Annotated in this window: 19 protein-coding genes; 10 read left to right on the top strand and 9 right to left on the bottom strand. The window is 54.9% G+C overall.

Features of this window, described 5'->3' with window-relative positions:
- Positions 1–3: 3 nt before the first annotated feature.
- The 6 genes from NKF26_RS18090 (at position 4) to NKF26_RS18065 (ending at position 7,203) form a co-directional block, all read left to right on the top strand.
- Positions 4–1,164 carry a glycosyltransferase family 4 protein gene (locus NKF26_RS18090; RefSeq protein ID WP_253234695.1) on the top strand — a complete coding sequence of 387 codons (1,161 nt, stop codon included), beginning with the start codon at positions 4–6 and terminating at the stop codon, positions 1,162–1,164.
- A 56-nt stretch (positions 1,165–1,220) separates the two neighbouring features.
- Positions 1,221–2,540, top strand: coding sequence for a sulfatase (locus tag NKF26_RS18085; protein ID WP_253234694.1), 1,320 nt, complete (start codon positions 1,221–1,223; stop codon positions 2,538–2,540).
- A 4-nt stretch (positions 2,541–2,544) separates the two neighbouring features.
- Positions 2,545–3,675 carry a glycosyltransferase family 4 protein gene (locus tag NKF26_RS18080; RefSeq protein ID WP_253226887.1) on the top strand — a complete coding sequence of 377 codons (1,131 nt, stop codon included), beginning with the start codon at positions 2,545–2,547 and terminating at the stop codon, positions 3,673–3,675.
- A gap of 165 nt (positions 3,676–3,840) precedes the next feature.
- Positions 3,841–4,929, top strand: coding sequence for a glycosyltransferase family 4 protein (locus NKF26_RS18075; RefSeq protein WP_253226888.1), 1,089 nt, complete (start codon positions 3,841–3,843; stop codon positions 4,927–4,929).
- Positions 4,930–5,036: 107 nt separating this feature from the next.
- Positions 5,037–6,146, top strand: coding sequence for a glycosyltransferase family 4 protein (locus NKF26_RS18070; protein ID WP_253226889.1), 1,110 nt, complete (start codon positions 5,037–5,039; stop codon positions 6,144–6,146).
- Between the two features lie 7 nt (positions 6,147–6,153).
- Positions 6,154–7,203 (top strand): glycosyltransferase family 4 protein, encoded by a 1,050-nt coding sequence (locus tag NKF26_RS18065; RefSeq protein WP_253226890.1) that lies wholly within the window; start codon positions 6,154–6,156, stop codon positions 7,201–7,203.
- Positions 7,204–7,264: 61 nt separating this feature from the next.
- On the opposite strand, the gene NKF26_RS18060 is transcribed toward NKF26_RS18065, so the two are convergent.
- From NKF26_RS18060 to NKF26_RS18050, 3 genes are all read right to left on the bottom strand, one after another.
- Positions 7,265–8,044 carry a hypothetical protein gene (locus tag NKF26_RS18060; protein ID WP_253226891.1) on the bottom strand — a complete coding sequence of 260 codons (780 nt, stop codon included), beginning with the start codon at positions 8,042–8,044 and terminating at the stop codon, positions 7,265–7,267.
- A gap of 178 nt (positions 8,045–8,222) precedes the next feature.
- Positions 8,223–8,777, bottom strand: coding sequence for an FkbM family methyltransferase (locus NKF26_RS18055; protein WP_253226892.1), 555 nt, complete (start codon positions 8,775–8,777; stop codon positions 8,223–8,225).
- A 239-nt stretch (positions 8,778–9,016) separates the two neighbouring features.
- Positions 9,017–10,120, bottom strand: a complete 1,104-nt coding sequence (locus tag NKF26_RS18050) for a glycosyltransferase (protein ID WP_253234693.1) — start codon at positions 10,118–10,120, stop codon at positions 9,017–9,019.
- Positions 10,121–10,339: 219 nt separating this feature from the next.
- Here NKF26_RS18050 and NKF26_RS18045 point away from each other — a divergent pair, with 219 nt between their 5' ends.
- The gene (locus NKF26_RS18045) at positions 10,340–11,599 is read left to right on the top strand and encodes a sulfatase-like hydrolase/transferase (protein ID WP_253226894.1); all 1,260 of its coding nucleotides are present in this window, start codon (positions 10,340–10,342) and stop codon (positions 11,597–11,599) included.
- Positions 11,600–11,728: 129 nt separating this feature from the next.
- Here the strand turns inward: NKF26_RS18045 and NKF26_RS18040 are convergent, their stop codons facing one another.
- Both NKF26_RS18040 and NKF26_RS18035 read right to left on the bottom strand, forming a co-directional pair.
- A complete protein-coding gene (locus tag NKF26_RS18040) occupies positions 11,729–12,808 on the bottom strand; it encodes an alkaline phosphatase family protein (protein ID WP_253234692.1) in 1,080 nt (359 codons plus the stop codon).
- Between the two features lie 148 nt (positions 12,809–12,956).
- A complete protein-coding gene (locus NKF26_RS18035; RefSeq protein ID WP_253226896.1) occupies positions 12,957–14,462 on the bottom strand; it encodes a flippase in 1,506 nt (501 codons plus the stop codon).
- Positions 14,463–14,857: 395 nt separating this feature from the next.
- Here NKF26_RS18035 and NKF26_RS18030 point away from each other — a divergent pair, with 395 nt between their 5' ends.
- The 3 genes from NKF26_RS18030 (at position 14,858) to NKF26_RS18020 (ending at position 18,372) form a co-directional block, all read left to right on the top strand.
- Complete coding sequence (locus NKF26_RS18030) at positions 14,858–16,456, top strand: hypothetical protein (protein ID WP_253226897.1); 1,599 nt, start codon at positions 14,858–14,860, stop codon at positions 16,454–16,456.
- A 100-nt stretch (positions 16,457–16,556) separates the two neighbouring features.
- The gene (locus NKF26_RS18025) at positions 16,557–17,543 is read left to right on the top strand and encodes a GDP-mannose 4,6-dehydratase (protein WP_253226898.1); all 987 of its coding nucleotides are present in this window, start codon (positions 16,557–16,559) and stop codon (positions 17,541–17,543) included.
- A 76-nt stretch (positions 17,544–17,619) separates the two neighbouring features.
- Positions 17,620–18,372, top strand: a complete 753-nt coding sequence (locus NKF26_RS18020; protein WP_253234691.1) for an FkbM family methyltransferase — start codon at positions 17,620–17,622, stop codon at positions 18,370–18,372.
- 66 nt (positions 18,373–18,438) lie between these two features.
- Here the strand turns inward: NKF26_RS18020 and NKF26_RS18015 are convergent, their stop codons facing one another.
- The 4 genes from NKF26_RS18015 to NKF26_RS18000 all read right to left on the bottom strand — a co-directional run bounded on the left by NKF26_RS18015 (position 18,439) and on the right by NKF26_RS18000 (position 22,340).
- Complete coding sequence (locus NKF26_RS18015) at positions 18,439–19,005, bottom strand: metal-dependent hydrolase (protein WP_253226900.1); 567 nt, start codon at positions 19,003–19,005, stop codon at positions 18,439–18,441.
- Between the two features lie 129 nt (positions 19,006–19,134).
- The gene (locus NKF26_RS18010) at positions 19,135–20,124 is read right to left on the bottom strand and encodes an NAD(P)-dependent oxidoreductase (protein WP_253226901.1); all 990 of its coding nucleotides are present in this window, start codon (positions 20,122–20,124) and stop codon (positions 19,135–19,137) included.
- Positions 20,125–20,158: 34 nt separating this feature from the next.
- Complete coding sequence (locus tag NKF26_RS18005) at positions 20,159–21,121, bottom strand: NAD(P)-dependent oxidoreductase (protein ID WP_253226902.1); 963 nt, start codon at positions 21,119–21,121, stop codon at positions 20,159–20,161.
- A 7-nt stretch (positions 21,122–21,128) separates the two neighbouring features.
- Entirely contained in the window at positions 21,129–22,340 is a 1,212-nt protein-coding gene (locus NKF26_RS18000) for an NAD-dependent epimerase/dehydratase family protein (protein WP_253226903.1), read from the bottom strand.
- Positions 22,341–23,027: the final 687 nt, after the last annotated feature.

Here is a 23,027-nt window from a genome sequence, read left to right as displayed (position 1 = left end):
ATTATGACTCAAACAATACTGTACCTGAACAATACCGACCCGGAAGATGGTGGCGGTGGCGACCGTCGCTTGTTCGACGAGGCGACTGTGATCGCCGACTCGGGAGCGGACGTTCGAATCATCGCAAGTCGAACCGACCCGACGCTCCCTGCGAAACGGGAGGTGGACGGCGTCTCCATTCGAACGATCAAATGCGTCCCCGACGCTCTGTCCCGATTCACGACCCTCTACTTCTATCTCTCCCGGTCGTTGTTTCCGTTCGTTTCGTTCCCCCTCCTGCTCTGGATCATGTGGACCGACGAAATCGACGTTATCGTCGACAGTTACACGCCGCATCCGACCTTGGTGGCACCGGTCGCGAGGGTTTTTTCGATACCAGTCGTGGCGCTCGTGCACGAGTTTCACGACCGAAGTGCCCTCTCGAAATATCCGCTTCCGATCGGCGTCATTCAACTGTTAGTACAGAACTTACTTCGAAGTGGTTTGTACTCCGCCGTCGTCGTTCCGCGCGAACTTACGAAGCAAGAACTCCACGAATACGGTGTGACAACGCAGATTCACGTCGTCCCGAACGGGATCAACTACGAATCGTACTGTACCAGTCCCGACGACGTGGATGCGAAACAGTACGATCTGCTGGTGGTGTCGCGTCTCGTCCATCGGAAAGGGATCGACTTGCTGCTAGAGGCGATGGAAAACGTCGTCGACGAACGGCCGGAGACGACGCTCGCAATCGCTGGCACGGGACCGCGGCAACAGGCCCTCGAACGACAGGCCGAGAAAAGTGGGATTTCCGAAAACGTGGACTTTCTCGGGTTCGTCTCCGAGCAGCGGAAGATAGGATTACTACACGAAGCGCGGATATTCGTCTTACCGTCGCGCCAAGAGGGGTTCGGAATCGCGGTACTCGAAGCGATGGCGACCGAGACTCCCGTGGTCGTGAACGACTTGCGCATCCTCAGGGCGTTGGTTCCGGACGACGAGTCGTGTTTCGTCGACGCGACTGACGCGGAGGTGTTTGCCGACACGCTAGTGACATTGCTCGACCAACCGGACGCCTCGCTTCAGGAACTCGGGACCAAAAACCAAAACCGAGCAGTCGACTTCACGTTACAACAGGTCGGAAAGACCGCGAAACAGGTATACTCCGTAGTGGACGACTGAGTGAATTGAATGCGAACACAGAATTATATGAAAGGGAATCGTTGGAGAGAGTAAAGATGGCCGGAATACAGAACGTCGTTTTACTGTCGATCGATGCGCTCCGTGCGGATCATCTCTCCTTCCACGGATACGAGCGCGACACGTCTCCCTTCCTCGCCGACCTCGCTTCCGACGCCGTGTCGTTCGATCGAGCGATCTCACCGAGTTCGCACACCCGGGAGGCCGTCCCCGCACTCCTCACGGGACGATATCCCGATACGTTTGCGAACAACGGGTATCGGCTCGTGAGATCCAGCGTCGGCGACCGGCTTTCGGCGGCGGGATACGCCACCGCTGCCTTTCACTCGAATCCGTACGTCTCTCGCGCCTACGACTTCGATTCGGGATTCGACGTCTTCGATGACAACCTGATGCTTGGACAGAACCGACTCGTCGCGCTCTTCGAACGGTTTCTGAACAAGTTCGTTCTCAACAAAGGGGAGTACCACACCAGGGCGGAGGAGATCAACGAGCAATCGCTCGGCTGGATCGACGGACTGGATGACGGGCCGTTCTTCCTCTGGAACCACTACATGGACACCCACGGGCCGTACAATCCGCCCGTGGGTTTCGATCGTTTTTCCGAACGGTCGGTATCGAACTCGGATGCACAACGGCTCTATCAGAAGAGTATCAAGGAACCTGAGAACGTCACAAAGGAAGAGAATCGACTACTGATCGACCTCTACGACGGGGAGATACGGTACCTGGATGCACAGCTCCGACACATGATCGACGGGTTGGACGAGCGGGGGCTTCTCGAAGACACGCTGGTGATACTCACGGCGGATCACGGCGATGGGTTCGACGAACACGGATATTACACCCATCCTCGACGGCTCCACGAGGAATTGCTTCGAGTCCCGTTGCTCGTGCTACATCCGGATCGAGACCCTAAACGCGTGGAGAAACTGGTCAGCACCCTGAGCGTCGTCCCGACGATACTCGCGGCCGCAGGGGGACAGGACGACACGCTCCCCCGGGACGACCTGTTCGCGGAAATCGAAGACGAGTCCGACGGTTCGAGGACGGTCTTCGCCAGTGCCACCGGGGAGGACGGAGACGTTCGTCGATTCGCCGTTCGTGATCGGCGATACAAGGTCGTGATAGAGCGACGATTGGACGATGGAGAGATAGTTTCGGAGACGGGGTTCGATCTGCACGCCGATCCGGGAGAACAGGAGCAGATACGCGAGTTCGACGGGAGACTTACCGAACTACGCGATCAGCTATACACCTTCGGGAACACCCGCCTCGGCAGTGTCGATGCCGAGATGGAAGCCGAAAAACTCGACTCGGAGATAGAGGACCGTCTCGAAGTCTTGGGGTACAAGTGATCGGATGAACGTGCTCATGCTCGCGGAGGACTTCTATCCGAAAACGTCGGGAGGTGCGTTTATCGATTGGCAAGCGGCAGTCGCCCTCGCCGAGCGGGGAAATCGAGTCGTCGTCGTCACGCCCAGAACGGAGGGAACGGCCGAATTGGAGCGGGAAAACGGTGTTGAGATTCACCGGCCGTATCGTGCTAGCTCGGAAGCGGAGAACCCGAACAGTTTCTCGGGCCAGTTGCTCCGCGTGAAGTTCCTGTTCCTCGTCCTTCCGTACCTGTTGCGCTTGACCGGCAACACCGATTTCGAGGTGATCTATTCGACGAACCATCTCTTCCACTCCATTGCGAAGGTGCTGGGCGTCGTTCGGGGAGTTCCGGTGGTGAATTTTATCGCGTATTCCCCGAGCATCACGGGCGACAGAGCCCGGTACGATCCGGTCTACGTCCTCGAACAGCTGAATTTCGAACTGTTCTTGGGGGACCTCGTGCTGTCGAGGACGCCACAAATTCGAGATCGAATCGAGGAGCGATCGACGGTGTCCACGAAGTTGATCGGTGGCGTCGTCAACGAAGATGAGATCAGAACGGCGATCGATTCCGACCGATCCGAAACGGACACCGACGTGATCACCGAGTGGGACGGAACGACCGTCCTCTTCGTTGGCCGATTGGTCGATATCAAAAATCCCGTCCGAACCGTCGAGATGCTGGACGAATTACCCTCGTCGTACCAACTCGTAGTAGTCGGTGACGGTCCCGTTCACGACGCGATTGAAGAGGCCATCGAACGGTTGGGGGTGACAAACCGCGTTCGACTGCTGGGTTCCTGTTCTCACCAGCGGACGTTGCGGTTGATCCACGCCGCTGACGGTGTGATATTGCCGTCCGACGCCGAAGCGTATCCCACCGTCGTCTTCGAAGCGTTATCCGTACGGACGACGGTCGTGGCGACCCCCGTCGGTATTCTTCCGGAGATCACACATTCACGACTGTTCGTCCGTCCGCAGGATCGAATGGCTGAGACCATCGAATCGAACGTGAACGAGTCGGCGAGTGGAATCGATTCGGACACGTTGGACCGGTTCTCGGTCGGACGATTTACCGACGACGTGCAAACTGCGGTTGAATCAGTGAAGAAGTAGCGAGTTCCCGTCCGTGGCGTGGGACTTCGTTCGACTCCGTGTACTTTCGGAGACAACTATCACGGGTGAGAAAATGTTAATATTAGGGGAAGGAATAGGAGTATAACATCCGATGAAATCGAAGGGCTGTATCAAATGACACGCGTCGGGATATACTTGGGAACGATGACGGACGACACGGAGAACGTGGAGCGACTTCTCACATCGTGGGGAGCGTACCTCTCGCCGCGGTTCGACCTGGAGGCCTTTGGAAGCACGGACCTCCCCCCTGCGGCGAAAAAATACTACACTCGTATAGCGATTCCCGAAAACGAACCGCCTCGTTTCTTGCGTGGGAACTCGTTCGCCACCATGTTCTCCAAAGTTGCCACGGTACACCGACAGTGTACGGAGTATATCGAGCAACGCTCGCCCGACGTCGTGATCCAACTCTGGAGCTTCAACAGCCACGCCGCAGGTGTCGCCAGCGCCGGACGACGATGCGGCGTTCCGACGGTCGTTCGATACTCCGGTCCGACGTTCGACGCGTACAAATTCCATCACGGATTCGAGCGGGCAGGGGTCTTCGCGCTGAACAACTGTTTGAACAGGTTCGTATCGCTGAAATTCGCCGACAAAGTCGTCACCCTCGGCCCGAACGGCAGCGATGCGATAAAGAGCCGCGGGGTCGGTGACGAGGACATCGTACTGCTGCCGCCCACGTTGGACAGCGAGGGCCGTTTCCATCCCGTTCCCGACGACGGGTCGATCCGGCAGCGGCTTGGACTCCCCGAAGACCGACGAATCGCGCTGTACGTCGGTCGACTCACGGAACTCAAGGGAATGCCGTTTCTCGAACGCGTCATCGCCTCCCTGGAGGACCGAACCGACGTTCAATTCGTCCTCATCGGGGAGGGACCGTACCGGGAGAAGTTGAACGAGCGGTTCGACGACCGAACGGTGATGACGCCCGGGCACGTTTCGTACGAGGAGATCGATCAGTACTACAAGGCCGCGGACCTCTACGTTCACCCGTCCCCCAAGGAGGGGCTTCCGCTCGTGATCCTCGAATCGATGGAATGCGGAGTGCCGGTCGTCGCTCGCAGGGCGGGGGACATCGGATTTGTAACGGACAATATCGTCGACTCCGTGGAGGAGATGGTCTCCGTCATCCGGAACGAAGCATGGGACGAAGAGTGGCGAAACGATCGGTATTTCGAATCGGAGTTTCAGAGAAACAAGCTGACGGATATGATCGAGGACGTGACGAGATAGGTTGGAATTCGGACGGAGGATCTTATTATCGATAAGGCTAAAAAAGGATTAATACGATATGCCGCTTCAATAAGTGCAGAACCCTTATGGGAAACATATTAAACGTAATGGGGCCGGTCAGTCCGAACAATATCCCGGCAACCGTCGAACGCATCTCGACTTACTTTCCTACGCACGACGTGGATACCGTGATCTTCGGACCGGAGAACGAGGCCGTTGCGTCCCGATTTCGAGAGAGCGGGATAGAGACGATGTTCGTGGGTAACGCGATGGGCGCTGGACAGTTGAGGTTTCTCCTCAAATCGATCGTTTCGCGCCGTTCCTACGACCTGTATCACACCTATGGCGGGATCGTTCATTCGCCCGTCCCCCAGCTATTGAGTGCCGTGACCGAAACGCCGGTCGTCACTCGGTTCAACGGGTACAACAACCCGTCGGAGAAATTTCCGCTGATATCTGCCAAAGTGATAGAGGACGAGTTGCTACGACGCAGCGACGCGCTCGTGTTCAATTCCTATCACCAGATGACCGACATACTTCGAGAGCACGGGCGGGACCCCGGACGGCGACATCACGTCATCTCGCCGGGTATCGACGAGTCGTTGTTTTCCGTCGCGTCCGAAGGGACGGTGAGTTCCCTCCGGGAATCGCTCGAAATCCCCGCCGATGCGTTCGTCCTCGGCACCTGCCAGACGCCACGTCCGGTAAAACAACCCCGTAAAGCGCTCGAAATCGTCTCCGAACTGACCCCCATCGACGGTCGGGAAGTCCACTTGGTGGTCGTCGGGGACAGCGAACACGTTCCGGAGTATAAACGGTATGGCGAAAAGATCGGAGTGGACGAAAACCTCCACTGGGTCGGCAGAAAACCGAGCACGGAGTTATCACGCTGGTACTCGCTCTTCGACGTGACTATCCTCACGTCGTCAGCCGAAAGCTTCGGGATGAGTATCAGCGAGTCGTACCTCTGTGAGACTCCCTGTGTCGCGTTCATGGTCGGCGGGATGGTGGACCAAATTCAGCACGGAGAGACCGGTTGGTTGATCCGTCCCGAGGATACGGAGCGGATGGTAGACCGGATATCGGATCTGCTGACGAACGAACGACGACGGCGGGAGTTCGGTGAAAACGGTCGTGAATACGTGTTAGATCGGTTCACCCTCTCCAAGGTGGCATCACAGTACCGTTCCATGACCGATTCGCTGGTCGCACGGTGAGTACACGATGAAACGAATCTTTTATCCATATACGATCGGATCGGATAGTCCGATTCCCAACCTCTTCGAGAACATCGGCGGGGACGTTGCGGATTCCGACTACGAGATAACCATCCTCTCGAACAGACGAAACGGGATCATGAATCATCCGCGCATAGTGGAACGCTACGCAGGGGAACCCGGATCGGTAAAGCGACGGCTTCGGTATCTGAAATCGTGTCTCGAAAAACACGACCTCATCCACACCGGCGGACTCGCACACTACAAAATCAGCCAGATTTCGCATCTTCGGAATCGCTCGTTACATCACTTACACACCTTTCGCGTCGACGTCAACTCGCAAACGTTCCCGACCGAGCGGAAACGGAAGTTGCTCGAACTAACCGATCACGTGTCGGCGGTCAGTAAGCACACGGCATCCACCGTGAAGGAAGCGTACGACGTCGATGCGGAAGTCATCTACAACGGGGTCGATACCGAGGAATTCCATCCCCATCACCCCGCACCGAGCGATATCGTTTCGGAATCGGACGAGAAGCCGACGTTCATGTTCGTCGGGAACTTCGTGAATCGAAAGCGACCCAACCACGTGATCGACGTCGCTCGCGAGGTGAAAGACGCTCGCTTCCTTCTGTTCGGCGACGGGCCGATGTTCGACTCCGTAAAGCGGTCCGCCGACGAACTGGACAACGTAACGGTAGTCGGGCGGGTGGAGAAGTCGAAACTACCCGCCATCTACGCCAACTGTACCGGCCTCCTGTTTCCGTCAGTCCGGGAAGGGTGTGCGAACGTCGTGTTGGAAGCGATGGCATCCGGCAAACCCGTCGTCGGGTACGACGCGACTTCGATGCCCGAACTCGTGACCCATCGACGAACCGGATGGCTGGCCGACCGCGACGACGTCGACGGTCTGATCGAAGGGGTAAGACACGTAATGGCGGAGGATGCCGACACCATGGCGGAAAGAACGCGACGATACGTCGAGGAGAATCACCGCTTCGACCGTATCGCCGATCAGTATATCGATCTCTACGAGAGAATGATGGAGAGCACATAACAGTCAATGACGAAGGTACGTGATGGCTGGCTCGGCACTCTTGCAACGCTCGAAGGGACCGTTACTGCCGGTACCCGAGGTCACGGAGTCTATCGTCGACCGTTTCGGAAGTGGTGACATCGGTCGTCCCGTCGGCCGAGATTTCACGGCGTCGATCGTACGGGAGTTCGAGCCACGGGACTTCCACCAGGTCCGATAGATAGTATCCCTGTGGATGGCCGTAAACGCCCATGCGCCCCAACGAATTCCCGTGGTCGGACGTCATGACTATTTTCCCGTCGATCATTTCACGGAGCCGCTCAAGGTGGGGAATCGTCAACTCCAGGTTTTCGACGTACGCGTTCCAGACCGCTTCGCGGGACACGTCACCCGCTTCGAGCAGTTCCCAGATGGACGCGAAATCGCGTTCGTCCGTCAACACGCCGCCGCCAGTGATCGTGCCGTGGTCGATCTTCCGGCCACAGTCCCCGATAAACGGGTAATGTGGCTGGAGGAAGTGGCTGATGATGCGTTTGTTCGGATACGATTCGTGCGCTTCGACCGTCGCTTCGACCATCGTTTCCGGCGGTACCGTGCGCAAATCGTCGTCCCATCCGTCCTCCCAGACGTGGCGTACGGCGTGAAAGTTGTTCCCGAGATCGTTCGCCCGCAGTTGTGGAGTCGCACTCACATACACGGAATCCGGAAACGTTCGGGAGCCGAAATTTTCCTGCAGGAATTCGGTCGTATGTGATCCCCGAGAGATCACCTTGGAAAGGCTCCCGTCGAACGGAACGGACCGCTCGAAGATGTCGTATCGACAGGCGTCCAAGAGGACGAGCGTATCCCAGTCCCTGTCCATGATCGAGACTCCGTGACGCCCGCGAAGGTCCCGCTGAAAGCGCCGATAGAGCTCTAGGAGTATCAATCGGGGATCGGAAATTCCAGCCTTGAGCGAAGTTGTTAACGACACAATCCAAAATAGCTACGTGAAAAAATAAAGGATTCCCTTCCCTGAACGGAGGGTGAAAAAGCCGGAGTTACTCGGCTAAGATCAGGTAGTCACCGTTCGAGGGGAGATTCACGTCCGAAATCGGCGACCAGAGCTGATCACCCGTCCGATGGTTCGTCGTCCCTCGTAGTTCGTACCCCAGCGTCCGGAGGAAATCGAAAACGGCATTCGCCGAACTCCCTCGGTTTCGAAGATACGATGGATGAACCTCGACGAAAACGACGGGGTGGGCATCCTCCAACGTCTCCCGCATTCCCGTTAGCGCTTCATACTCGCTCCCCTCGATGTCTATTTTTACGACGTCCGGATCGCTGTGTTCCAGACGGTAATCGTCGATGCTGATCGCATCGTCGCCGGACTCCGCAGAGACGTACGCATTGGTAAGGGAGATTCCCGGAAGGTCCTGTTCGTGTGTTTGTTTGAGAAACGAGAACCACCGTGGATTCGCATCGAATCCGTGGACCAATTCGGGAGATGTGATGAGACTGCTGAACTTCGTAAAGTATCCCCATCGACTTCCGATATCGTAGTAAACAGGGGTGTCGAAAGCGGTCAATCGACGTTTCAGTTCGCTTTCGAACATCGGTTCGTACTCCCCTGTGGATTCGTACTTTTCGACGAACGAGGCCCCTGCTGGAACGGCAAGTCGATAGCTCCCCGCACAGTTCCGTATCTCGATTTTCGATCGATCCGTTCGATACGTCTTTATCTTCCAGTATAAATTTTCGAGAAAATTTCGTTGGGTGCGTCCAGCAGGCATATAGTTACGGTACTACACCATAGTTAATAAAATCCCGCACTACTACGATACGGTGGTTGAACCTAGAATTTCCGATCGGCCGAAACACCGTCGTTACGAACGGCGTATTCGTCATCCCGCATCACGGAACCAACGGTGTCATCTATTTGCTCCCACAGGGAATTCCAACAGTGATCGGTGACGGTTTCGCGGTTGCGCTCCCGGCACCGCTTACGGAGTTGATCGTCTGCGAGCGAGTCGATGACGTTCGCGACGACCGTTGGGTCGTTTTCCTGCACCAACTGTGGGGCATCGAGCAGTTCGCTCGTCGCTGGCGTTCGTGTCGCCACGACGGCGGTTTCGGTGGCCATGTACTCGAAGACCTTGATCGGATACGAATCGAGGAAATGCGGCATTCCTCGCTCGTAGGGGAGTAAACACAGGCCGATGTCGGCCTTGACCATCTCTGCGAGTGCCTCCTCGTGTGGAAGCTTCCCTTTATACTGACAATCCACCGAGAGGGAATCGATCCTCGCCTCCAGGGAGGGTGCGACGTGTTCGACGAACTCCCGCATACTGTTCGCATCTCCTGCCTCCGGTGGCGGGCCGACGAGAACGAGTTCGATATCGCTCTCACAGTTCTCGACGGCGTCGAACAGTACGTCGATGGCTCGATGGTAGTACATATTACCGACGTAGAGAACCCTGAGCGTTTCCGATTCAGTTCTCTCGGTCTTCCTCGTTATACGATCGACTACCTCACAGTCGACACCCCCTTTGATCACCGTTTTTCGAGAGACGTCGATCTCTTCAGATTCGTCGCTCAGGATCACTCTATCGGCATTCCGGTAGCCGTACCACGCGATCCGTTGCATCAATGTGGTATGAAGCATCGAAACGTCCAGATCGATATCCGCACGGTTTCGTTTGTTCTCCCTCCCATCGGGACTGTCCGCGCAGAAGATTATCCACGGTGCGAAATCGAATCGATGGAGGATAGCGACCGGTAAGATTGCATCACCCGACCGATCGGTCGCGACGATATCGGTACCGTCCCGACGCAGAAGCAGGTGGACGAGGACAAAGAACGGGAAGACGACGGTACGAACGTACGCATTTCCTGGCGGCGTCTTGACGACGACTTCCTCGGTTATCTCCGGTTCCTGTATCGGTGTCCGAGATAGCACGGTCGTCGAGTGTTCGGACGCCAAAAATTTGGGAAACTGATACTTGGCGATCGATGAGGAGACGTCCGATGGCCCCACAATCCCACTCGCCACATATGTTATATTCGCCATGCTAGTGGATAGAATTCTCCTGTAGAGTAATAAATGTCGAGTGTCGATCCATCGCATATCAGTACATCTACTAAAAGAATATATCTTTTGAGGATTAAAATATAGAATATGTGCTCTGATACGAATGTCGTTCTCATATGTATCGACTGTTTACGGAGTGATTTCGTCCGCGACGATCACGCAGACACTCCCTTTTTGAACGAAACGCGTGACCGCGGGACGTTCTTCTCGAATATGCACTCGACGGCGACGACGACGACGCCGTGTGTGGCGAGTATCCTCACCGGAAATTATTCCGAAGGGAACGGGGTGAATTCCCACCACAACGTGAAACTCGATCCCGAACTCGACACGCTCGCGGAGAGTTTTGGATCCGAGGGCTACAACACGTACGCCATGGTAACTGGACCAATAGTCGAGGACACCGGCTTGGACCGCGGTTTCGATCGATTTTGGTACCGTGATAGGAACAGAAACCTGGTGAACGAGTGGAAACGAACTGCGATACAGCGTCTTGACCGTCTGTCAGAACCGTACTTTCTATACGTTCACCTGTGGGAACTGCACGGCCCGATCGAGGTTCCCGAACCGTACGATACGACGAAGTACGGACCGCTATCCGCTCCCCACGCGCAAAAATACTCGCGAATGCTTTCGGCGCTCGATCGAAGTCTCGAAGCGTTTTGTTCGGCGTTACCCGAAAATACGGCCGTTGCAATCACGGGAGATCACGGGGAACATCTCACCGGATGGGAGCGGCCCTTTTATAACTATATTCGCTACCTGCGAAACCATCTGCGATACGATCGCCGGATCGACCTGCGTCCCATCGAACGGGCGGTGAACCGTCTCCACGAAAGGGTCGTTCGACCACAGATCCCGGACCACTTCCTCGAAGCGGGGCACGGACACACCGTATTCGATGTCGAAACGAACGTGCCGCTTATACTCTCGTCCCCCGAGAGCGACGGTGAAACCGTGGATACGCTCGTCAGGCAGATAGACATCTTTCCCACCCTCCTGCAGCTAGCGGGAATATCGAACCCGGAAACCTCGGAAGGAAAACCCCTCCTCCCGTCAGCGGACATCGACGATAGGAATGCCTACATCAGAGCGTGTGGCCCACCGTACGTTCTCGGGCACAGTATCATGCGAGCGGTCCGAACTCGCGACTACAAGTACATCGAATATCCGGAACGGGACTGGTCGCCGGACCTTTACAGTTTGGACGATGACCCCGAGGAGCATCGTCCCGCTCACGACGACGAGACAGCGTCTCGGTTGGCCGAGAAAATGCCGGAAGACGAGTTACGAGACCGGGAAGACCTCGATGTCGATGATCTCCTTCGTGACCTCGGGTATCTCTGAACCGAATTCGAAACTCGTGGACGCCGATATACCGTATCACATCGCTACAGTTCGTCGTGTGTACGTTCGAAGATAAACCGGGTGAGAAAACCGCCCACACGCGAGGAGCGGAGGAGTATAGTCGGGAGATCAATCGGTGTATCCGAGTGCGCCGAGTTGTTCCTCTATCTCGTCCCGTTCTTCGCCGGTCAACGGATCGTCTACCGATTTCTCTCCGCCGCCGGACGCATCGGAGATCAAGGCCTCCAGAATACAATCTTTCACTTCGATAGTGCACTCCGGACGGGAAATATCCCCGCAAACCATACTGGTACCGACGAACGCGTGGTCCTTCCCATCGAGGCCGTAACCGTGATCGGACAACAGGAGGATACGATCCGGGTCGCACGTTTCGATGAACCAATTCAGTAGCGAGTCGATATACTCGTACGCGCGCCGAAATTCGGCGTTCCAAGCCATCGAATTGAGTCGTGGGGGTTGTAGCGTCGTCCCGAATAGGTCGTTGATGAACCCCGCAATCCGCTCGCCGATTCCGGTCGTATAGTACGGAAACGGCTTGCAACGATGCCCCATTATGTCCGTGATTTGTGTCCCGTAGAACAGTACATCGACGGGGTTCTCTTCGAGTATCGGACGGAGAACTTCCCGTCGCTTCCGCCTATCCGCTGCTATCCACGCTTCGACCGGCGCGATGGTTCCCACTGCGTTCCGCGAGTCGTCCCCGCTGTTTACCAGGTGTTTGGCCTGGAGCGATTCGTAATCGTCCGGGAGATACTCGACGAGGGAAGGTGGGTCGACGATTCGATCCCTGTCACCTGTCGAGGGATATCCCGAAATCATCCACGACCCATCGTCGGTCTCGATGTGTGCCGGGTACGTATTGGCCATGAACGCGACGCCGACTCGACGACCAGCGTTCACGAGTTCCTCGAACACGGTTTCGTCGTAATAATCGGTGAAGACTGAGTCGCCCTGTACCCAGCCACCTTTCGTGAGACCGTGCTCTCGCTCGGTCTGCCCCGTATAGATAGTCAACCAGGCGGGGCCGGTGTGGGGGACCGATTGAAATCCCCTTCTGCTCGCCATTCCATCGAGTTCGCCCTCACCCGTGTCGGTGAGAGTCGATATCGTTTCCAATCTCCCTTTTTGGATCAGATACCGTGTGACACGAGGATCCAGACCGTCGGCACCGAGAACGAGTAAGTCCATCTGTTAGTATATCGTATCGACGGAGGAAATATTTATGCACTTATTGTTGAGAGATTACAGATCGGAGCGAGAGGAACGTCCCCGAACAACGGATTGAGCGAGGCGAACGCCGGATGGATTCCGACACGACGGAAATCGCCGACGTGTCTCAGAAATCGAGAAGGGAGAAGAACTCGTCGATGGAAATGTAATCGAGTTTTAGTATGACACCGAGATACAGCGAGTAGGTAATGGCACCGTACACGATAGCACCGGTGAGCGTCGTAATGCCCAGGTCACCGAACCGACCGATACCGACGATAAGGGCAAGCGAACAGACCGTCGTGACGACGAAGTCCCCCCTGATCGGAACCAATCCCAACTCTCGATAGAGGACGAACCCGTGTAACAGATCGAGGAGGAAGTAAGAGATCGTCGTCGCTACCGCCCCGCCGATGATCCCATAGCGGGGAATAAGCAGCGTATTCAAGGCCAGATTCAGTAGTAACACCACCAGATTGTTGTACAACAGTATTCTCGGTCGATTGATGGCCGGCATGATCGTTCCGTTCAAACCGAATATCACGTTGGAGAAAATGCCGACGGAGAGCACCACGAGTGTGATCGACATGGTTCCGAACTCCTTCCCGAACACGGCCAGGAGCAGTTTCGGGAAGCCGACGTTCCCGATCATTATCGGGAGACTCAGTATCACCAACCACTTCGTGACTTTTCGATATACATAGCAGATCTCCGAGATTCGGTCCTTTTCGTAGAGCCGCGCCATATTCGGCATGAACAACGACCCCGACGCGTTGAATACGATTCGAACGAACAGAGCGAGGGAGAACGCACCGGAATACAATCCGACGGCGCTTTCGTCTATGAAATAGCCGATCATCAACGTGTCCGCATTGTTCATCAGATACCAGACGCTTTTTGTGAACAATAGCGGTAACGAGAAGGTGACGAGGGGCCGGATCTTTTCGCTGTCGAATCGAATCCGGTGAAAGAGACCCCGAGCAGTATCGAAGTCGTCACGTAGAATGAAACCGACGGAAAGAACGGCCAGGGAACAGACCGACACGTAAACGAGGAGCATCGATCGTGCTAAAGACGCCTGTGAAAGCCCAAGGTAGGCTACAGCCCCAAATAGGACGATCTGAAATAGCTTGAACAAGATATCTTGGAGCACCGTTTTGAACGAGGAGTAGTTCCACGCCAAGGTAGCCGCGAGGGAAATCGAAAAGACCGTCGCAAACGGAAGTGACAGCCCCAAATAAAACACGAAGACGGAACCGCTAATGTTGTCGAAAAATAGCAGCGTGATCGGTTTCGAAAAGTAAGCCAAAGAACAACCAACCAAGAGCGAAAGTCCACAACCGATCACTAAGGACGCTACGTAGTACTCCACCTGATCCGCTTTCGTTTCTGCGATGGAAATGTAGCGTTTTACTCCCGAACTCATCCCCAACACGCAGAAAATCATCGCAAAGTCCATCACCGTGAGACCGAATCGCAGGCTACCGAATATCTTCGGACCGAACAATCGAGTGATGAGAATCGTAGAACCGATACCTAACGGAATGCCGACGAACTTTCCCAGAATAGTGACGAATGCCCCCCTGGAAATATGCGAGAAGACATTCTCCCCCTCAATTTTAACGTCTGCCATATTGATAGTAAATTAATGAACCGAGTTATTGCTGTGTTTACACCCTGTATCACTAAATAGTTTTCATACGATTTGTGCGGAAGACAACGGCGGAGCACGGACATTCTGTCGAACTGGACGACGGTGTTAGAGGACTCTACTTCGATTGATAGGCAGGGAGCAGCAATTTCCTTCGAGTTGATTCGAGCGTAGATCACTACGGAGGAACTTATTAATTTATCGAAGGGCAGAAGTTATTTTGCCATTGCCATCGCATAGCTCATGTGAACAATCGTACGTCAAAAGCGGTTCTTTATCTCTCGGTTATCCTGTCGTTTGGTTCGCTACTATTGGGTATTATTACCAGTTCTACCGCCCTGTATCCTTGGATGGGAATCTGTCTACTCCCTTTGGTGTTGTCGCTACTCGTCCCAACCGCATTCTACTCCAAGGATCGATACCTGATCGTCAGTTTCGCCGTCGTAATCGTTCTTGCCGTACTCTTCAGGGTGTACATTTACCGCTATCCTGCGAGTATGATCGGTCTCGACCCGGACGGCTATGCGTTCTGGGTCCAGGGGGTCATTAAAACAGGGTCTATCAACGCGGTGAGGGACAGTTTCTACTCCCAAGCACCGCTCTTCGAGATACTCCCTGCATCTGTCGGAATCATAGCAGGCGTAGATGCGCCAACGGCGATGGCGGTCTATCCGGCGTTGATCGGCGTGATTTTCCCGCTTACCGCGTTTCTCATCGTGAGAAACCTGGTCTCAGACCCATGGTCAAAGGTTGCTATCGTAGGAGCGACTATCGCGGGGTTTAGCAAGATTTCGACCGTACTATCGTATCAACCGATCGCTCAAACGTTGGGGGTTCTACAGTGGTGTCCCGTTCTCATTTTACTGATGATCTACATCAAAAGCAGGGATTCGAGAGCGCTCGCGATGGTCTTTCTCCTCTTTATTTCGTCCATTTTCACCCACAAACTCCCTCCAACACTGATCGTTGCCCTCTCCTTCGTGTTCGGAGCTCTGCTGCTCGCGGATACCGGAATTCGAAGACTTAGCTGGACGCTCCCGAAATATCGGACCGGTCAAAATGCCGTCTACCCGATGATAATTACGACGCTGATACTGTCGCTGATCTTGTACATACAGTATTTCCACGTCGGCGGGTTAGGACTGCGAATGATAAACAGGCTAATATTCGTCTTCCAGCCTGGATCCGACGCCGCGCTCTATACGCCATCCACGTCCTATCAGCACGCAATACAGGTTCAAAACACGCTCACCAGTCTCCTCCTTCGACGTGGGCATGGGTTCGTTCTCCTGCCACTCGGCGGAATCGCGGGGCTACTTCTATTGCTCGACGACAGGAGAAAGGAAACGATATTCGTCTTTTCCGTGATTGCAGTCACCAACCTCCTCATTATCGGCAGTCTCATCGATCCGTCCATCGGCGGAGTGGACAGAAGTTTGTACATGGCGGAGCCAGTGTTGGCTGCGCTCGCTTCGGTGTGTTTTCTACGAACACTTCCCGCTCTCGTCGGGTCGCGTCAAAAGAGACTACTGTTGAACTCCGTCGGTGTGATCCTAGTTGGCGTTATTATCGTCGCGCAAATCGCATCAGTGACGGTTGCCTTACCGGACAACTCCACGAATTATCGAACGTATTTGACGAGCAGCGAACTGACCGGGAAACGGTTCGCCAACGAGTACGTCAGCGGCGACGTTTCTACTGACTCGTACTACGCCTCGGAGGCCACGAGACGGTCGATATCTCAGCACCGCAAATACGAGTACGATCACTTACGACCGGAGTTCGTGTTCAACTCGAATATGAGTGCGTTAAATGATAGGTATATCCTATTTCGGCCGGGTGTCAAGTTGTATCGCTCACCCAACGGAATATATAGGATAACCTGGGATCCGAGTTCGAAGTTGGCACAGAAATTCAATACGATCCATTCCACCGGATATTCCACGATGTACGAAGCGGAAGAGAAACGAGCCTAAAAAACGAGCCGCCGATCATATCAGTTTCCCACTATTATACCCCATTCTTAAATATAATTTAATACATAAATTTATTAAATTCAGAAGGCGATCAGAAAGTATGAGAGTGCTCGTCACAGGCGGGGCTGGCTTTATCGGAGGTCACCTCGCAGAAACCATCACCGAGAGAGGTCACGATGTTACCGTTCTCGATAACCTCGAACCGTATTACGACCTCGGAATCAAGAAGCGTAACATCGAGATGGGTCGTAAAGCGGCGAGCGATGGGGACGGGGACTACGAGTTCATCGAGGGGAGCGTGAACGATACGGACTTGCTCGAAGAATTGACGACGAACATCGACGTACTCTACCACCAAGCCGCACAAGCGGGCGTCCGGACGAGCGTCGAACAGCCGAAGAAGGTGAACAGATACAACGTCGATGGAATGGTCAACGTGCTCGAAGCGGCCCGGAAAGCCGATGTCGAGCGAGTGGTCAACGCTTCATCGTCGTCCGTCTACGGCAAGCCGGACTATCTCCCGTACGACGAATCCCATCCCAACACGCCGATTTCTCCCTACGGTGTTTCCAAAGTCGCGGCCGAACACTACGTTCGCGTCTATCACGAGATTTACGGACTCCCGACCGTATCGCTCCGGTATTTCACCGTGTACGGCCCACGAATGCGTCCCAACATGGCCATTTCGAACTTCGTCTCCCGATGTCTCCGCGGTAAGTCGCCGATCATTTACGGTGACGGAGCCCAAACGAGGGATTTCACCTACGTTGCCGACGTCGTTCGTGCGAACGAGAAACTGCTTACCGACGACAGTGCCGACGGGGAAGTGATGAACATCGGTTCCACGGACAACATCGACATTCTCACGCTCGCCGAGGTAGTTCGCGACACCATCGACCCGAGCCTCGAAATCGAATTTACGGACCAATACGAGGGTGACGCCGAACACACCCACGCGGACGTTTCGAAAGCGAAGGAACGGATCGGCTACGAACCGACTCGTGACATTCGCGCGGGCGTCGAGGAGTTCATCGACTGGTATCGGACCAATCGGGATTGGTACGAACCGCTCGTCGTGAATTCCTGATCCGGATCCGCTGGGGTTTGAGACGTCGATACGAACTCCCACCCACATTTATATTCTCGTATAATGATGAAATATTATGGCGGATGGCATCTCTAACGTCGTCTCGAAACTCCCACGGCCAGTGATCAATGCACTGCAAAACACACCTGCCGATGACTGCTATCAGTACGTGAGATACAGGACACAGGATATACAACGAATTCCGCTGTCGAAGGACGACGCTACCGAAACGCTGTTCGTTCCGAAGCAATCCCATCTCTATCGAAAACTACGCCAAGGTGGAGGATATGAGCCACAGTTGACGAAGGCCATCACCGCCGAATTCGAAAACGGGGATACGTTTTATGACGTCGGGAGTCAGTACGGATACTTCACGACGTTGGCCAAGCTATGTGGCGTCCCGAGTCGTCGGATTCACGGCTTCGAGGCAAACGACTACCACCACCGCGTCCTACGCAAAACACACGCAACGGACGGGGTTTCCGTCGTGCACACATACGTCGGTGACGGGACGACGGATGGGATGCTTGCCCTGAAGGATTACGAGGGAATCGATCCGGATATCGTCAAAATCGACGTCGAGGGGTTCGAACACGACGTTCTACAGGGGATGGGCGATACACTCTCCAACGTCCGTTGTCTGTTCGTCGAAATCCATCCACAGTTTTTGGCGCGAAGGGGCGCAACTCCGGAAAAGGTGTTCAATCTATTGGACGACGAGGGATTCGATCTACGGGTTACCGAACATCGGGAGAGCAATCGTTGGGACCCGATTTCGGCGGCGGACCTCCCGGATGGTCGAACGTATTTGATCCGCGGTGATCGGTAGGGACGCCCCCGCAGTTCGTCCTTCGTTCCACGTGTGAGCGGGGGTATCGCGTAAACTGATCGTATTTCACAGCCTGTTCCGTACTTCCCGTCGAAGTTCCCCAACACCCGGTATCCCGGTAGCTACCCAAACGACGGTTGCGATGCCGAACAACACGAATTGGGACATCGTATACTGGTCCAACTCCAGCGTCGAAAAACGTTTTCTGATGGATCGATGAGGATGCGGGTATTCGGGCGACGGAAGGAAGGGCCAGAAGAGAAATGTGGTCCGCTTCAACTGACTCCGATCACCACTCAGAAGGCCGAGAACGACCCCCGGTTCGAGGTCGGCCAAGCTATGCGTGAGATACCCGACGCTGAAGGCGAACGCTTCCTCTTCACGACCACGACGTCGCCCGATCCAGCGAACGACCCCGATAACGACCGTCGCGGTACCGAGTGAGTGGGCGAGCGAGCGCCCGGTTGGAAGTATCCCCGCGTTCGACGCCAGTGGTTTGTCGACGAGGTCTGGAAATTGACTGCCAATCGCGACAGCCACCAGTGTGAGAAGCGTCTGTTCTCCCTCGTCACGTCCTTCGATCGAGGCGAGATAACAGAGATAGCTGAATCCGAGATGCCCCCAAGGCCACATTACGTCTAAATTTTCGGGGGAACGTTGTCACTCTTTCCATCAATAGAGAGTCATAAGATCGACGTCCATCATCACGACGACGGGCGGAGCGATTCCGAAACCCGAAAACGCGTCCGAAGACGGATCGTTTCAGATCTTTTTCCGGATCAGTTCACGAATCGACTCCTCGACGGAGTGTTTGACCTCCCAGCCGAGTTCATTGTGTGTCTTCGACGTATCGACGGCGAAATCGGGCGTGAGCGTCTCGCTGGAACGCGGGTTCTCGATGAGCACGACCTCCTTGTGGATGTCCGCTTCCGTCGACGCGATCTGCGCCACGAGTTTACCCACCTCTAGAACGCTCGGGTCTTCTCTACTCGCAATTTCGTACCGGCGAGTGCCGGTCTCACCGGCCGCGAGTTCGTTGAGCATCACCTCCGCGCTCCGAACGTACGCCCGAGCGACGTCCTTTACGTGTACGTAGTTGCGTGACTGGGTACCTGGTTCGTAGACGGTCAGCTGTTGGTCCGAGAACACCCAATTGACGAAGAGGTTGATCACGGTCCCCTTCGATATAGTCCGTCCATCGATCTCGTGTTCCCCGTACAGGTTGGACTTGAGGAAGAGATGGGCGGGGAACGCATCGGACGCCATGTCTTCGATCGTGTGCTCGCCGATGAGTTTCGTTCGTCCGTACCAATTCATCGGGTCGCGTGGAAGATCGGCGGTGATCGGGAACGATTCGGGGTCGCCGAGGACGGCCATGCTGAACGGGAAGATAAGCCCCGTACCGTTCTTCCGGCAGAACCACGCGACGTTTGCCGTCCCCCGGGTGTTGACGTCGTATGCGAGATCCCGGTCAGAATCACAGTCGTCGACGCCGCTGATCGCCGCGAGATGCATGACGATGTCTGCACCCTCAAGCGTCGATTCCAATCGGTTGCGATTCCGAATGTCGACGTGTTGTACGTCAACGTTACCGATCGTGTGGACGGTGCCCAGGTAGAAGTTGTCCAATGCGATGACGTTCCACTCGGGATGCGTCGCTTGAATTCGATTCACAACACGGCTACCGATGAATCCGGCAGCGCCAGTGACGGCAATCGTTGGAACGTCGGTCGTTTGTTCGCTTTGTCTCATTTTTGTCTTTTTACCGTTGTATTCGTCTCTCGAATTACTTCGGGATGGTCGAAACGTGCGTATCCGTGAACTGCCGCATGAGATCTCTGACGCCGTCTCGAACGGTCCATTCGGGTTCGAAGCCGGTACGGGAAACACGATCGAAGTTCACGTGATACGACGGACCGGGATGTTCGTCTTCGAGATAGGTGATATCGAACGCACCGTCGATCTCGTTGGAGATTATTTCGGCGATTTCGGATATTCGATAGTTCTCCTCATTCGCCCCGACGTTGTACACCACTTCCGACCAGTCGTCGGGGTTACAGGCAGCCTGTTTGAACGCCCGTGCGGCGTCGTTGACGTGGATAAACGGCCGCCAGTTCGTTCCATCACCGTACACGGTGAGGGGGCGGTCCGTCACGGCCCGAAAGACGAACCGATTGATGACGAGATTGAATCGAATCCCGGGTGCATACCCGTAATTGGTACTCATCCGGAGTGCCGTCCCTCGAAAATGTCCGTTCTCGACGTGATCGATGAGCAATTGTTCGCCCTTGTGTTTCGTCTCGGCGTACGGATTCAGGGGATTCGATTCGGTTTCCTCGGTGATTTCCGTATTGGTCGCCCGGCCGTAGTTATTACACGAAGAGGCGAACACGACGTTGCCGACGCCGAATTTTTCGGCCGCAGTCAGCACGTTCGTCGTTCCATCGAGGTTGACGGCGTACGTTTCGTCTCTGCGGTCGTGAGTGCTCGCTGCACCGGTGATTCCGGCCAGATGGATGACGGCATCGACGCCTCGCATTGCGTTTTCGACGTCACCGTACTTGCGGACGTCACCCCGACGAAAGACGATGTTAGTACCGTTATCGACGTAGGTTCCGAGGAGGCTTCTCGGCGACCCTGTAGAGAGGTCATCGAGGATGGAAACGGTGGTGACTGACGTATCTGCTTGGAGCATTGGGACGAGAACGCTGCCGATATATCCACAGCCACCTGTGACGAGAACGTGCATAGTGTCCTCAGTCTAGTTCGGCTGCAACTTTCCCTTCTTTCTCCATCCGTTCTTCGAGGACGCCAGGCAGGAACCGATCTTCGTGCGTCGAGATCACCTCTTCGTATTGACTGAGCGTTTCGAAGATGTCTCGGACACCCTCCTCGAACGATTGATCCTGCTCGTCGATGAGACCCAGATACCGTTCGTTTTCCATCTCCATCTTGTGGGTTTCGTCCTCGTCACGCGGGTTTTCGAAGTGTTCGACCGCAACGTCGTAATCGAACTCCTTGGCGACGTCCGCGATGGTGTTCGCGACTTCGACGATGCTGATCGGCCGCGTCATCTGATTGTACACGACATAGTCGTCCTCCCGGTCGGCGGGATTCATCAAGGCGAGTCGTGCGAGGCCCTCGACGGCGTCTTCGAGGCTGATGAACGGTTTTCTCTGTTCGCCTTTTCCGTAAACCGTCACGGGATAACCGGCGACTGCTTGAGCGGCAAAACGATGCGTAACCGTTCCGAAGTAGTAGTCGAAGTCGAATCGTGTTTTGAGATGGGTATCATCGACACGCGTCTCCTCGGTTTCGGTGCCATAGACGATCGACGTTCGGACGTCACTGATCGGGATTCCGAACTGCTTGTGTGCCAGACGCATGTTGGCTGCGTCGTGAGATTTAGTCAGGTGATACCAACTTCCGGCCATCGCAGGGAACGGAACGTCGTCGCGCTCTCCCTGATTTTCCATCGTGGCACCACCTTCGGGGATGGGGAATTCGGGGGAACCGTACACACCGGTCGTGGTCGTTTCGATGAAGTGGGTGTCGGTGAGTTCGTTTTCTTCCAGACCCCACAGTAAATTGCGTGTCGCCTGTAAGTTGTTGTGCTGCGTGTAATTCGCACGTTCGCCATTGATTTGCGAGTAGGGTGCAGAGGGTTGTGCGGCAGTGTGAACGATAGTATCCGGTTGGTGAACGGTCAGGAGTTGGTCGACGAAGGTTTTGTCCGTCAGGTCCCCTTCGACAAACGAGAGATTTTGGAGACCGAGGCGGGACTCTGCAGCACTTATTCGTTCGTCCACGGCTCGAACGGGAACCGCACTGGTACTACCGATTTCGTTGACCCATTCTCGTCGGCCGAAGTTATCGACGAGGACAACGCGGTCGTGAGTTCTGTCGGCGATTCGTAGTGCAGTCGGCCAACCGATGTATCCATCAGCACCAGTTATTAGTATCACCATGGTGTTCGATTAGATATTACCCACATAGTTAAAGTATTTTTTCCTAATTCTATGATCAATAACAAAATAAAACAGACAAATAATAATTGGTAACTGTCATAAGTTCACTACATTACAGCGGTATCTCGGCGCGGGCATTGGTCGATTAGATGATATAACAAACATCGACGGGCGTATTTAAAAGAGTATCGAGGCGGAAAATTCACTCGCTTTGCTTACTATCGTCTTCACGCTGGTCGGATAGATGTTCCCAAATTTCGACACAACCGATCCCATCCCCGATATCTTCGAGATGGTCATCATCACCATCATCTGTTTCTGTTTCGTTCTGGCTTCCCATTTATTGTTAACCATATACTGAATCTATTATAAGTATTCCGGGTAGAATCAAAGTATGTCGCAAGGCTCCGGCGGGAAACCATTATCCGGTGGCCGCGAGACCTGCCTGGTATGGGACTCTTCCAGGACGTACTATGCATCACGGGCATCAGACACGACTACGGCGACGTGCACGGAGGGATGAAGCGCTGTCGGAACTGCGGCAACGTCGAGGAGACCGAGTAGCCTGCAGAACGGCCAAGGCGACCATACACGTGACGCCATCGTGATCGTAGTCAACGTCGTCACCTCCTCGCGGTCGTCTGTCTCGTCGGCGAAAAGGGACGCGTTATTCGGTTGGAACTCATC

The sequence above is a fragment of the Haladaptatus sp. AB618 genome, assembly GCF_024136965.1.
GTDB lineage: Archaea > Halobacteriota > Halobacteria > Halobacteriales > Haladaptataceae > Haladaptatus.
This window is presented reverse-complemented; position numbering and strand designations above follow the sequence as displayed.